The 14,346-nt window shown below is 29.7% G+C and carries 14 protein-coding genes; all 14 read right to left on the bottom strand.

Going from position 1 to position 14,346, the window contains the following annotated elements; genetic code table 11:
- Positions 1-16: 16 nt before the first annotated feature.
- Entirely contained in the window at positions 17-1,390 is a 1,374-nt protein-coding gene (locus ACM6UH_RS12825) for a hypothetical protein (protein ID WP_433912018.1), read from the bottom strand.
- Between the two features lie 15 nt (positions 1,391-1,405).
- Positions 1,406-2,077 carry a hypothetical protein gene (locus tag ACM6UH_RS12820; RefSeq protein WP_031770313.1) on the bottom strand — a complete coding sequence of 224 codons (672 nt, stop codon included), beginning with the start codon at positions 2,075-2,077 and terminating at the stop codon, positions 1,406-1,408.
- A gap of 17 nt (positions 2,078-2,094) precedes the next feature.
- Positions 2,095-3,429, bottom strand: a complete 1,335-nt coding sequence (locus ACM6UH_RS12815) for an ArdC-like ssDNA-binding domain-containing protein (RefSeq protein ID WP_433912017.1) — start codon at positions 3,427-3,429, stop codon at positions 2,095-2,097.
- Positions 3,429-3,995, bottom strand: coding sequence for a hypothetical protein (locus ACM6UH_RS12810; RefSeq protein WP_069844524.1), 567 nt, complete (start codon positions 3,993-3,995; stop codon positions 3,429-3,431). Before ACM6UH_RS12810 ends, ACM6UH_RS12815 begins: the two co-directional genes overlap by 1 nt.
- Before the next feature lie 13 nt (positions 3,996-4,008).
- Complete coding sequence (locus tag ACM6UH_RS12805) at positions 4,009-4,395, bottom strand: hypothetical protein (RefSeq protein ID WP_031884042.1); 387 nt, start codon at positions 4,393-4,395, stop codon at positions 4,009-4,011.
- Between the two features lie 18 nt (positions 4,396-4,413).
- Positions 4,414-5,589 (bottom strand): MobP2 family relaxase, encoded by a 1,176-nt coding sequence (mobP2, locus tag ACM6UH_RS12800; protein ID WP_433912050.1) that lies wholly within the window; start codon positions 5,587-5,589, stop codon positions 4,414-4,416.
- A 17-nt stretch (positions 5,590-5,606) separates the two neighbouring features.
- Entirely contained in the window at positions 5,607-5,861 is a 255-nt protein-coding gene (locus tag ACM6UH_RS12795) for a FitA-like ribbon-helix-helix domain-containing protein (RefSeq protein WP_031884044.1), read from the bottom strand.
- A gap of 241 nt (positions 5,862-6,102) precedes the next feature.
- Positions 6,103-6,954: a hypothetical protein gene (locus ACM6UH_RS12790; RefSeq protein WP_210139639.1), complete on the bottom strand. Its 852-nt coding sequence runs from the start codon at positions 6,952-6,954 to the stop codon at positions 6,103-6,105.
- Positions 6,955-6,965: 11 nt separating this feature from the next.
- Complete coding sequence (locus ACM6UH_RS12785) at positions 6,966-7,604, bottom strand: hypothetical protein (RefSeq protein WP_069844528.1); 639 nt, start codon at positions 7,602-7,604, stop codon at positions 6,966-6,968.
- Positions 7,605-7,621: 17 nt separating this feature from the next.
- A complete protein-coding gene (locus ACM6UH_RS12780) occupies positions 7,622-8,749 on the bottom strand; it encodes a CHAP domain-containing protein (protein WP_433912049.1) in 1,128 nt (375 codons plus the stop codon).
- Positions 8,750-8,751: 2 nt separating this feature from the next.
- A complete protein-coding gene (locus tag ACM6UH_RS12775) occupies positions 8,752-10,746 on the bottom strand; it encodes a VirB4 family type IV secretion system protein (protein ID WP_433912048.1) in 1,995 nt (664 codons plus the stop codon).
- Between the two features lie 10 nt (positions 10,747-10,756).
- Positions 10,757-11,632: a hypothetical protein gene (locus tag ACM6UH_RS12770; protein ID WP_433912047.1), complete on the bottom strand. Its 876-nt coding sequence runs from the start codon at positions 11,630-11,632 to the stop codon at positions 10,757-10,759.
- A complete protein-coding gene (locus ACM6UH_RS12765) occupies positions 11,577-11,951 on the bottom strand; it encodes a DUF5592 family protein (protein ID WP_433912046.1) in 375 nt (124 codons plus the stop codon). The genes ACM6UH_RS12770 and ACM6UH_RS12765 overlap by 56 nt, the downstream gene beginning before the upstream one ends.
- Positions 11,952-11,962: 11 nt before the next feature.
- Positions 11,963-14,341, bottom strand: coding sequence for a pLS20_p028 family conjugation system transmembrane protein (locus tag ACM6UH_RS12760; RefSeq protein WP_433912045.1), 2,379 nt, complete (start codon positions 14,339-14,341; stop codon positions 11,963-11,965).
- Positions 14,342-14,346 lie beyond the last annotated feature (5 nt).

The raw sequence follows: 14,346 nt of genomic DNA, 5'->3' as shown, positions 1-14,346 counted from the left end.
TATATAACCTCCTAAATTATCGTTCAAAATCGCTACTTTCTGCCATATCTATATATTCTTGTGGAAGTGGCTTAGCTTCTGCAAATTGTTCAGGGGTATGTGACTTTTTTTCATTATCTTGTTGTGTTTCATCAATAGCATCTTCATCTATTAGATAATTAAATTCATTTGTTTCTGTGTTAAAGCTAAATGTAAACGCATCTTCATTCGCTTGTATTTTTGCTGTATCTGTTTCATTTAATGTGAGTGCATATTCTTCGCTGCCTACTTCAACTATTACTTTCTCACCATCTACATCTAACAAATTAGCTTCGACTTGTTTATCATCAATATTCTCTGCCATTTCTTTATATTCACTTTTTTCATTTAAAGATTGGAAAACTTCTGTTTGTTGAATATCATAGGCCTCTTTAATGACGTTGTTTTGCTCTAATTCTGATTTTTCTGATACTTGAATATGCTCTTTGGCCTCGTTAGGTAATGTTTTTTCTATGCCTTTAATAGCCTTATCAAATTCATTCATGCCCTCGTATTGAGGTATGTTTTGTTTTTGATCTTCTAAATGCTGTATTCTACTTTCGTTTAGCTCTCTGGGACTTATTTTTTCTTCAATACTTTGTATGCCTTGCAATGTGAATTGTTCTAATTGAAGTTTATTAATATTAGTATCATTGGAATAAGGCTCACTATAAGATATTGTATTATGAGCATCTTTAAGATAATTATATAAATCAATAACATTTCCTTTTTCCTCTTGATTTTGCCAATCAATACTATGATTGACTTTTTCAAAGTTATAAGGTGTTTCTTGCTTGTCGTCTTGAATGTTTAATTTCTGATTTATAATTTCTAATCTTGATACTTGTTCATAGTTTCTTAAGTTTTGAATATCTGCACCTTGATTAATTGTTTGATAACTTGATTTCATCATATCTTTTAAATTATCAAACTGATTACTTAATGTAGGTGTTTCATTTTCAATTTCTGATACTTGTTCTTGCTCTTTTGTAAATATATCTCTGACTTTATCAAATGTTGAAGTGATATTTTCTACTGTTGGACTATCTTTGTTCCATGTAACTAAATCTTTAATATTATTTTTTATAGTTTCAGGATTAATAGAATGGTCATTGAAAAAGTCTTTTACACCGTTAATTTGTTGCATAATAAAATCACTTGTAAATGCATTACTCAAACGTTCTTTCATGCCTACAAGTGATTGCTGCAACTCTTTAAAGTAGCTATCTTGATTTAATTGTTGTCTATCTGGCTTATCAATCCTTTTTAATAACTCTTGGTCAACTTGCTTCGCTATTAATTCTTGTAAATCTTCTTTATCTAAATCAATTTTGTACTTTTCTTTTAATATATCCTTGATTGGCGTTTCCATACGTTCACTCCTATTCTATCTTTCTAATTCATTATCTTGTTCTTCTTCTATCTGCTTTTTATTAAAACGTGGCGTCTTGTCTAAACCATCATTTTCCATTTCAATGGATTCTGTTGCTTCTCTATAAACTATGTTTTCAGTTTCTTTATCTAGTGAAAATTCATATTTTTTCGGATTTTCTAGCATTTCTAAATATTCTTGGTGTGGTATTGTAACAGTGTATATAGCTTCGTCTGTTTCTAATTCAATTGTTCCATTATCTATATTTGATACATAACAATGTTTTGATGGTGATTCAATATCTTCTTGTGTTTTAATATCTGCTATCTGATATTGTTGATTTACTTTATTAAATGCTTCTTTATTTTTATTGTATTCATTAAACACTTCATTTTCTAATGGTCTATATGCTCTATCTTTTAATTGAATATCTTCTACATCTTCCATTTGTTCTTCTGCTTCATGTAAGTTTTTAACTGCATTATCTAGTTTAGTAAAACTCTTTGTCGCATCTTGTACACTTTCTTCTATAACTGATTTAACGTTAGGATTAATATTAGCTTTTATTTCTTCCATATCTGATTGTTCTTCATCACTTAGTTGAGGCACATTGAATAATGGTTTATCTGAAAAGAATTCTTTAAGTAAATATGTCTGGTATTTTTTTCCCATTTCATTTTGATTCATTAAAATCACTCCTTTAATTATCTTGATAAGTCGTTATCATCATTAATGATTTCTATATTTTTATTATTTTCAACAGGTTTGAAATTGGATCGGTTATCAATCCTTTCTTCACTATTTACCATTTTGCGACCACTTTGTTCCTGTGGTGCTACATATTGTCTTAAATAGTCATAGAAATTGGGTTGCGATAATTCTGTTTGATTGGGTGCATAACTATATTCTCTACCTTGTAGTATTTTCGTCCTATTATCCTTTGGACTGTTATATACCATTTGGGGCGTAAACTGACTGTACATTTCCTTTGAGAAAAAATTTGCATCTTGTACGGTATAAAGCTGATTTTCTCTCATGAATGAATTATTTTTAATATTTTCTGGCTTAATATATGCTCTATCTTTATTTTGATTAGCTTCTAAATATATTTGCTTACTGTCATTACCATCTATGGCTTTTATTAATTCACTAGATGCTTTTTGAACATCTTTCATTAAATCCATTTTTTGTGAATTATCCATTTGATTAGCATAACCATGAATATATTTAATAGAATAATCATCATTATCTAATCCCATATACTTACCTACGATTAATGCTGTCATTTCAGCTTGAAATTCTCTATGTTCTTTTTTTAAATCTTTATTAGGTTCTACAATTTTATCTTTGCCATGTATAAGGGCGTGACCTAACTCATGAATCATCGTTTTTGTATTTTGTTTTTCTTCGTTATTTTTATTCAATTCAATAACTTTTTGACCACTATGAGTTTCTATATAAGCACCTCTTGCACCCTCCATACTGTCTTTACTTTGTTGTACGTTAATATTAAATGAATTAGCAATTTTAGTTAGGTTACTTATTTTTTCATCATAATCTGGAACACTCCCTCTTAATTGTTGTAGCATTTGAGGGTATTTATCTTCTGGTAAGTTTGTTTGTCTAATATCAAAAACATTACCTTTAACAAATGTGATGGACTTATTTACTTTAATTTGGTTGTTTTTAATTTTATCTTTTTCTTCTGCTGTAGCTTTACTAATCGGAACAACATTTTTATCCTCACCATTATGACGTACAAACGTTTTACGTTCACTAGGAACCATTATCTTTATGGCTTTTTCGCCTTTCATAACTTGTGCATCTAATTGTTGCCATTTTTTATAGGGGGCTACGATAGTTGCACCATCATTTTGATTCGCAATTAGCATTTGGTTTCTATTTGAGTAATTATAAAATTGAGAAGCAAAATCAATATATTCTTTAATATCTTCTGGTGAACGGAAGAATTTATCAAGTTGTTCTAAGGCTTGTTCTGATGTTTCTTTAATAAATTTATTCAATTCAGATTGCTTCATTATTCTTCACCATCTTCCCCTATTATCATATTTCCTAATTCCAAATCCCCTGTATCAAAACCACTCATATCATTAAAAATTATTTTATGAAATTCTGGACTATATTTAAATTGTATTTCATCAATCTGTTCATCATTATCACTTTCTTGTAAACAATTTAGTATAAAGTTATGAATATCATCTCTTAAATATATAGTTAATGCTTCATTATCCTCTGTTAAAATATCTGCATATTTTTTTCCTTTTAAATCATACATGCTTTCTATCGTACAATATTTAGTGGTAACTGGCATATCTTCAATTGAAAAGAAGTAATCAGCTATGGAATCAATTTCTGCTTGCTGCTTAACAGTGTATTCAGTATTAAAAATGATAATACCTTTGTCGGCATTAATAGTGAACTCGGGTTCTTCATTTTTAGATAATTGTTGATAGCATTGTTCAAGTTGTGCTTTTGATAATTCAAAATCATATTCAAATTCTTCTGTTTCAACTGTTATGATATTATCTTCTAATTTTACAAATGTTGCTGTTTCACCATCTTTAATTAATTGGTTATTTTCCATTGATCACCACTCCTTAATGTTCTGATAATTTTTGCGTTCTTTTATACTGTATTTGTCTACTAACTTCCTCTTTTGCTTCATTTAACCAATTAGTTGGTGATTCAGTTGTGCTTATATTTTCTTCAAACATTTCTCTATATGCATATGTGTTAGCAAATTCTAATATAGTTTTAATATCTTTAGAACTTTGGTTAATAGCTTTTAATATTTTGCTTGTATTTTCAGCTACATCATTATTACCTTTACCTAATAATTCATCTTTCAACTTAATGTTTTCATCTAATATATGTTCTATTGCTTCTCCATTAGTTTGAAGATTGTTTTCCTTTTTTACATTTTCAAGATGCTCTAAATAATCAGGATTTATTCTAAATCTTTTTTGAATTCTATGTGATGACATATAATCAAACCTTTCCTATTATTCTTCTTTTTCATAAGATTTATCAAATTCATAGTGATATTGATTAATATTTCTTTCCTTTTGAAAGTCATTTCTCAATGCTCTTTGTGTATTATATAATGTACTGTTTAATGCGTACCCAATTTGCATTTTATTGTTTACTTTAGGATTAATATTTAAAGGCTTTTTATTATCTTGTTTATTGATTTCTTTAAACTTAATATTATTATATTCTTCATTAAATGACTTGATTTGTTTTAAAACTGTATTACCTGCACGTGAATATAAATCGTTCATTTTAGTTTCTTCATACTTTTTGTAATCTGATTTATCCCCATATGTTTCTTTATATAATTTAGACTGTTTTTTTAGGTCTTGCTTGAATTCGTCGAATTCTTCACCATGATTATTTTTTATATACATTAAAGTAAATTTATCTATTTCTGGGCGAGCTTGCTTCATAATATTGTTATTATATTGCCATTCTTTTTTGGGTATATCTTTAATTCCTTCATGTATTTTTTTTAGTTGTAACTTCATTTGTTTATCGTAATCTGGTTCGTTTTGTTCTTTTATACCTTTAACTATTCTATCTCTTATGAAGTTATTAATTTTAGTTCGTTCACCACTCATATCAAACAATTCATTTGCAAATGATGATTTCATTTCTTTAATCGTTGAATACTTCCTTTTGCCACGTTCTCTTGTAACATCTTTTTCAACTGCTGCTACATGTACATGTATGTTATCCGTATTATAATGTATAGATGATGACCATACTAAATTACTTTCTAGACCTTCTTTTTTCTCAAATTTTTGCATAGCTTTTCTTGTTGCTTGTCTCATTTTTTGTTCATCTAAATACTTACATTCTGGATCAAATATACCAGCTTCTTTTAAAGATTCATTATCGAATGAAATTACATCTTTCCACATAATTCCGTTGTTTTTTTGTGCCTCATTAAACTTAGACTTAGTATATTTAATTTCATCTTCACTCATATAATTAGAATTATCGTTGAACATTGAATTACTTTTTTGTTCATCAAACATATAATGTGTGTAGACATCATATTGGAATTCTTTATGTTCATTTTTCTTTGCTTCATCTCTATCAACGTAATCAACATACTTGCTAAATTTCGTTTTATTTTTTGATTGTTCAAATTCAGACATTGTAACTATTTTAGGCATACAATCATTCCTTTATATTAGTAATCAACTGATTCTAAAATGTTTAATATTTTATCTTGCTTACTTGCTACTTCTTTTAAAACTTTAGTATTTTGTGCTTGTTGATGTGTTTGTTCTTCATATAATTTTTTATATTGTTCTAAAGGATCATTTTCTTCTAAAAGTTTGAGTATATATTCATTCATACTATAACCTTTTTCTTTTGCTTCTTGTTTAATTCTTAAATGCAAACCCTTATCTAAATTCCTAATATATAGCGATACAGTTTCCATTATATCGTTACCACCTTTCAATATTTCTATATTATACCAGTATGTGAGTTAAGAGCATAAGGGGAATATGCTATCATTTAAAATGATAGGTCTGGCGAAGCCAGACATTCCAACAATTCAAGTCAATTTTTAAATGATATCTTAAATCCCCTTTTGTCTCACCTTTGTGACACTATATATAGTGGGTGCCTCACAATTGTGACACTATATATAGTTTACGTCTCACTATTGTCTCACCACTTTACTGCGTATATTTTTTTGTATCATTGTATTTTTGTTTTAATAATTTTACTTTTTCATCGCTTTGTTTTATTTGTTCTTTGTAGTCATCAATTTCAGTATTATATGAATCAATATCTGTTTTTTTAGATTCAATTTTACTGTCTGTTTCTGTTTTTTCTGTTCCAGTTTGATATGACTTTTCTGATTCTAATTCATTAATTTCATTTTTAGTTTTCGATATTTTCTTCTCAGTTTTTTCTTCAGATTCTTCTAAATCTTTTTTAGAATTTAACGTATCATCAATATCATTTTGTACAAATTCTAGTTGGTAATCTTCTTTACTCATATCTTTAGAAGAATCATTTGTTTTAACTTTCTTTTCATTACCGAGTAACTTAGTTATTTCTTCACCTTTACCTGACTCTGAACCAGAATTCTCAAATACTTTAACTACCATTACTTCAAAACCTTTTTTAACATCATAAATTCTAATTGCTTGTTTGTTATCAGTTTTTGCAATAACTTTATAATCTACTGTTTGGTTTGGTGTTGTATTTGGTATCATTTCATAACTTCTTTTTATGTCTTTACTTTGGTTAATATCATCATGGTATTGTAAAACTAAATCCATCGTATGATTACTTTTATTCCATTCCCATTTATCTATTTTTACTTTTCCTGATGCTGATAAATCATTCCACTTTCCTACTTCTGTATTTGCATTTGTTACCTCATCTTCTGTATAAAAATGACCAAAAAGTAAAAGGAGTGATGCTAAAACAACAAAGGCAGTTAGTCCATAAAATAACCAACTGCCTTTTCCTTTTATCGAGGTCTTATCACTTCTAAATGCTGTGAATAATTCTTTCATATTCTCACCTCTTAGTCTTTATCTTCATCTTTGTATTCATTTTTTTGGTCGTCAAATTGTTTGAATTTAACTACTTTCCAGTCATTACTTTTCTCTTGTTTTAACGTCATTTCTGATGCTACATCTCTTGAAGAAACTATCTTCCCATTATTATCTTTTATAGCTTGAGTTAAAGTTAAATACATATGATAATCTGATTTCTTAGGTGAGTATCTTTCTGAATATATATTTACATTTTCTATTTCTGTTTTATATTTAATTGGTGATTTTCTTTTATCACCATAATATTGATCTGCTAAAGATTTATCCATTACTTTCTTTGCATTTTCATATCGCTTTTTATCGTCCATTTGTGGGTCAGTTACATATAATACTTTTACAAACTCTTTAGCTTTTTTTCTTATTTCTTCTTCTTCTTTATTTACGTTTTTAGCATCTAATCTATTTATTAAATCTTCTTTTTTATCATTATCTTTTTGTAGTTCATTGACTGTTCTTTTTAAAGATTCGTTTTCTGAATTTGTATCATTTTGTGAGCTATACACGAAATATATAATTGTACCGATTAATACTAGCAGTACAATTATATACCCAAATATTTTAGTAGAATTTGATTTTTTATTTTTATTCTCGCTCTCATTATTTGTCATATTTTTCACCTCATTGATTAATATATGAACGTTAAATCTTTCTTAGGTTTAAATGTTCTTTCACCATATTCTAAAGGTTTAATGTTATATTCACTTACTCTGATTTCCCCATTCTTTTTGACTTCTTCAACAAACGCTATATGACCATATTCAGTTGAACCAAAATCTTCTGAATTGTAAGGCCACGATACCATTGCCCCAACTTTTGGTTCTTTTCCTGTCTTATAACCTTGTTGTTTTGCTTTCTCTGGCCAATCTCCACCATTACCAAATAATAATGTAACTGGTAATCCTAATTCTTTACGTCTGTTATATACATACCAAGTACATTGGTTATATGCGTAAGTATTAGGTTCAAATTTCTTACCACTATATTTAGGTAATTTTCCATCATGTTTTTTTAGAACTTTGTCTAATTTTTTGATTGATTTACCAGCTAGTACATCAGAATCACAACTTACTTTTGCTTCACCTTTGCCATCACCTAACGAACTCATAATTGATTTCACTGTTGGAATCCAACTATTATTCATACCTGTTGGATCATTAGTAGCTCCTTCTGTTGGTGCATATTTTGGCCCTATTTTTTCTGGTGTTGTTAAACCTTTACTTATATATAATTCATCTAAATTTTTTGCCCCTGCTTCTAAACCTTTTTCAATAGTATCAAATTTTGCATGGTCAGAATGAATTGTACCTGCACCCATTACAGACAATGGATTTTTTTGTTTTGTAGCATTTACACCTTTACCCCATTGAGATTCACTAGCAATTATTGCCATGAATAATTTAGGTGGAACATTATGTTTTTTAGCTATTTTTTGAATTTGTTCTGACTTACCCTCTAAAGCGCCACCTTTAGCATTTTTCTCAAAAACTGATATTCCTTTGTCGTTAACGCTACCTCCTGAAACTTGACAACCACCATCGCCACCACTTACTTGTTCTTTCTGTTTATCTTCTTCTATTTTTACTGCTGTGATAATTGTTCCGAATATCACTATAATTAAAAGTATGACTGCGAGAATACCTAGTACCCACGCCCACACATACCATAATGAAATATTAAGTTTTGTAGCAATGGCTTTTGCTGCCATCTTCACAGCTTTTTTAGAGGCTCCTTTTACCATATTACCTTTACGCAATATTAAGCACCTCCTCCAAAGAGATCATTTTCTTCTTCTGTCGTTTCAATTTTAAATTTCACATTTCTAAGTCCTGCTATATTTAATATTGCTTCACCTGTGCCTAATTGCGGTATTACTCCCAATTCTGAATCACTTAATTCTTGTGAGAAAATACTTCCTAATTTTTCTACATTGGAAGTATCTTGTCGCATGATGAATCTATATGTTGTTTGTGAAAATAATGTTTTCACTTTTGCTATATTTTTCTGTTGAGAATCTTCTGGTATAAAGTCTTTAATATCTTGTGATGCAAATATAAAGCCTCCAAAATATTTTCTATCTTCACGTATGAACTTTTCACATTTATCTACAACAGGTGCATCTGTTTCATTTGCTGAAATTAAGTTATGTGCTTCATCAAAAATCAATCTGTATCTTACAGCATCATCTAGTTCTAGTTCTTTTCGGTTATATGCTTGGAATTGTGGTGATCCAAAGTAAACCATTTCATCAAATAAAAGATTCATTACGTTAAATAATTGGGATTTTTTAACTTCATCACCCATTGAGTTCAATTGTCTTATAGAAAAATTAATTATCTGGTGTTCTTTAAAGTTTTCAATTGTTGTGTGTCCGTCAAACATACGACCATTTGAAGATATAATATCTAATAAAGTTAATTCAATCGCTTGGTATTGTTGTACTCGTTCATCTGATATATTTTCTCTAACCGTTGTAAATTTTTCATCACTATATAATGTTTCTCTTAAATAATTAAGTAATTCAGAAAACGTAGGATATTCACTTGATTTTAAGTTAGTGATATTTGTTTGTTCGTCTGGATTTGAACTCCATAAACCTTTGTGTTTATAAAATTGGTCAACGATTATTCTAAATAACTGTTTATCTTTTTCAGCTGCATCGGGATTCATCAATCCATAAAATGTACTCAATTTTTGCTTATGTTGGTTGAATGAAGTTACTTCATCAACTTCTTGAATGTTCTGACCTAAATCATCTGTTTTTTCTCTTACTGCTACTGCATTGACTTCTAATGGATTAATCATTCCATCTGTACCATCTAGTGAAATTGTTTTACCACCTAATACGTTAACTAAATGTACGAATTCCCCAGTCGAATCAATTGTTCTTACACGATTTCCTTGTATAGATTCTTCTAATAAAATCTTTTTAAGTGCATGAGATTTACCTGCACCTTTCGCACCAACTAATACACCATCATATGAATTACGTCTTTGGTCTTTATGGAACAAGTCGAGTATGATGTTACCTCCTGTGTCCGAAGTCCCCCAATAAACACCTCTAGGGTCATTTAAAGATACCGAATGGAAAGGAACGCCTGTCGCAATTGTCTGTGCAGGTATATCCTTTTTAATACGAGGCAAAATGGCATCTTGTTGCGTTAAGCTCATTGTTAGTGCTTGGCTTTCAAATTTCTGTTCATTAAGGTACACTGTACCTTTAAAATCCATTGAATTTAAGAAGATTAGTATTTCATTTATCTTTTCATCGACTTCATCACGTGTACGTCCACTTACATACATTCTTAGTACAACTTCCTTAATAGATTCCCCACCATTACGAATATCTCTTAATAAACTATCTAATTCATAATAGGCTTCTTGTGCTTCACTTCTTGCTACAATATCTCTATCATTGTTCATTCTGTCTAAATACTCTGTCATACCAGTTTTCAAGTCATTTTTAATTTCTTCTCTAGTTTTTGTTTTCATATCCATTGTTACGATAGTATTATCCATCGTCATAAGTTGACCTAACCAAAAATCTTCAACATCAGTAGGTGTTTCATAAATAGTAATACAGGTTTCGTAACCAGTGCCTTTTTTTACATAAAAATCATTTTTATAATTTACGCCACCTCTAGGCTGAATCTTTGCAAGTAAGTCTAAATTGTAATCAGACACTGACATATCGCCACTGTTCAAGTTTTTCTTTGTCTGATTTTTTTCTTTCATTTTAGTGTATAAACTCATATAATCCCTCCTATTTAATTTCTTCGCATTGGTTGTTCAATTTATAAAGTATCTTAATTTCTTGTTCTTCATTCAACATTTTAATTGGGAATCCACCAGACATAGCATTTTTATATGTTTGTAGATTTATTCTTAATTCTTGTGGCGTTGTACCAAATACCATAGCTAAAAATGAACGTTCCATACGTGATGACTGTTCAAGATATTCAAATTTTTCTATTCGTTTTTCTAAAAAGTATTTATGAATATCATTTTCTCTAGTGTCATGCTTTTTAATTAAATTAGTGCGTTGTTGTTCTGTATCTATCGGCATGTTCAAAGCTAGTATTTTGTTATCTTTGTTATATGCTTTTAGCATATTTAGCAAAACACCCATATCATATAACTGTTCGTTTGAATTTCGGCTCATAATGTCTTTGGGGTGTACTTGAAAGAATTTCATATAAGTTCCATCTCTTAGAATAAACAAACCTCCTGTTGCTTCATCTGTTCGATCTATAATATTTGTTATATCAAGAAATGTTTTTTTAGGTTTATGTTTCTTAAATTGAATTAAGGGTTTGTCTTTTTTCTTAATACGAGGTCTATTTTTAATTTTAAATTTCTTTTTTTCTATATTTGGTGATTCAAATAATGTTTTAGAATTATTACTTTCATCTTCATTTCGTTCTTCTGATTGCTTTGTTTGTGTACTAAATAATGGCTTCTTACCTGACTTATCACTATTTTTAGTAGGTTCTGTTTTTACAGTGTTCTTATTTGAATTACTATGCTTCCCAAACAAAGAAGAAGTGCTATCTTCTTTAAATAGCACTTCTTGATTCTCTGTATTACTTTTGTTTTTCGAGGAAGTCTTTGTAGCTTGATTGCTTTCGAATAATGGCATTTTTTTTGCCCTCCTTAGTCTTGCTAATAATACTGTATGGTATTTCTTCATAAGTGTTTCTATCTTTGGTCATTGTTAACATAAACACTCTTAAACTTCGTCTTGTGGGATTCGTACCAAATGGTCTAATCAATAATACTGCTGCTATAAAAACCTCTAATAAATATAAGTAGATTGTTAATTGAGCAGGTACTATATTTAGTGCTTGAAGAAAGTACCCTATAACAAAGACAGTGAAAATAACAACAACGTCTTTCATATATAACCATCGAGTTAATTTGGCCTCTACACTGGTGCTTTCTGGAATTCTATTTGCCATTATTTACACTCCTAACGTTTTGGATTTATTCTTTGTTTATTTACCGGTCTATTGGGTGTCGGTTTAGAAGATCTATTTGAACTACCATTAGATGGTCTAGCACTTCTATTTGAGCCACTGTTAGTTGATTTAACTGAATTGACTTGCTTAGGTTGATTTACAGTTTTATTACTATTAGATGGTTTATTCACATGTGTTCTATTACTTTGTGTTGAACCTGTGTTACCTCTATTAATAGATGCCTTTTGTGATGGCGTTCTATTTTGACCATTATTTCTATTTGCACTCATAGGACTTTTCGGTCTGTGATACTGTGAATTCCCTTTATTTTGATTGCTAGATAGTGGTTTTTGGTTTTCTCTTTGTTGCGTAAATCCATTTGCTTGTTTTGGTGTGTTTTGTGGTTCACGATTGGTTGCTTCTGATGATAATGGTGTATTTCTGGATTGAGCGTTACCAGTAGTTCCATTATTTATAGATTCAGCTGATGTTGGTGTGTTTGTAGTCGTGTTACTTAAAGAACCACCATTATTTATAGATTCAGCTGACGTTGGTGTGTTTGTAGTCGTGTTACTTGAAGAACCACCATTATTTATAGATTCAGCTGACGTTGGTGTGTTTGTAGTCGTATTACTTGAAGAACCACCATTATTTATTTGTTTTTCAACATTTTGAAGATTTTCTTCAGACATCAAGCTAGATGAACCACTTGCTGGTTTATTTGCCCATAATGCACTATGTCCTGCTCCCACACCGTTAAAATCATTAGTACCATGACCTGATTCTTTCATTTCTTGATCTAACGTTTGATGTGTATTGCTAGATTGTGAGTTGGCTGATTGTCTATTATTAACATCTTGTGTTTCACTATTTTGTTTTTCTTGTGCCTCTTGATTAGTTCTACTGTTAGTTTCATTACCTACATTCGCAGTTGCTGTTTGTTGTTCATTTAAGTTTCGTTCACCATTTGATCTTGTGTTACTTTCTTGATTACTTTTAGAATTACTTGATTGTTGATTAAGTGCTTCTGAACGACTGTTTGTTTCGTTGTTAGATTTGTCATTTGAATTACTGTTTGTTTTATTTGAATTTGAATGTGATTGTTTAATTTTGTCACTTGCCTTGCCTATTCCTGAACCTGCAACGCCTGCACCTGCTTTAGCTGCACCATACATAGCAAGTGCTGAACGCCATGGTGATTGAAGACCTGCATCATAACCAAATTTACGTTCAATAACTTTTGGCCCATCTATCATAAAGAATGTTGCTGCTATTAAACCAATAAACCATACACCTAATGGCTTATCATTTAAAAATCCTACTACTTCTTTAAAGATAAATAGACATACAAATATAAGCACAATACTTATAAATCCGTTGATAATATCTACTATTGTTGATTTCAGTTTTTCACCCTGTAATGCGTAAGAAAAACCTACTGCAATGATTTTTGTAACTACTAATTCTAAAATTATACTTGCAACCCTTAATGCAGCTAAAAAATGGCCTAAAGCTAAACAAATAAGCCCAACAATAGCTGTAAACCATTTAACTTGGAACCTATAGTATTGTTCTTTACCAATACCAAACATTCCATCTTTCAATTTTCCTAATGTAGTTTTACCGTTTTCATCAACAACAACTTTTTTCCCTAATACTTTTTTGGCATTTTTACTTTTAACATCACCTGCATCAATGCCCTCGTTAATATCAATATATTTAGCCGTTTTAGCATTTAATTTGTTATATTCACTATTATTTCTAGTTGTTTTTAGTTTAGGAAAACCTTTTTCTGCTACATACTTAATATCTACTATATTTTTCTTTAATAATGATGATCCTGCTTTTGAACCATCATCACTTTGTGTACTACTATCTGGGTCAAAGTTTTCTACAGCTTTACTTGATTCTTTTGCCAATTCAGAACCAGTCTGCATAGTCGAATTTAAACTTCCTAAAAAGATAATAGCAACAATGATTGCCGTAAATATATTCGCTTTATTGACTTGTCTACCAGTCATCATTTTAAAACCAATATACATAATTGATAAAGCCAGTATTGAAATCAATACTGGCTTAGCTTCGATTAATAGTTTTGTTATACTATCCTGACTTAATAATCCAAAAAGAGTTAATACGTTAATTGCTAAATTAGAAACTAAATCCGTTATCCATACAAGAAATTGTACAAAGTACCAACCAATTGTTCTAAACATGCTAGTCACAATATTGGTGATTTCTAAACTATTTCCATAATTCTCAAATATTCCTAAAATATCCTTATCTGATAGCTTAGAAGAACTAGCAACATGATTGTTAATTTGTTCTGTATTCGCAGGGTCTAAACCTTGATGCCCCATATTACTCATATCGCCTAAAATAAAGTTCATTCTTT

The sequence above is a fragment of the Staphylococcus sp. LKG4-2 genome (assembly GCF_050955665.1).
Classification (GTDB): Bacteria; Bacillota; Bacilli; order Staphylococcales; family Staphylococcaceae; genus Staphylococcus; species Staphylococcus saprophyticus.
Note: the sequence above shows the minus strand (reverse complement) of the source record. Positions and strands in the feature narration are given on the sequence as shown.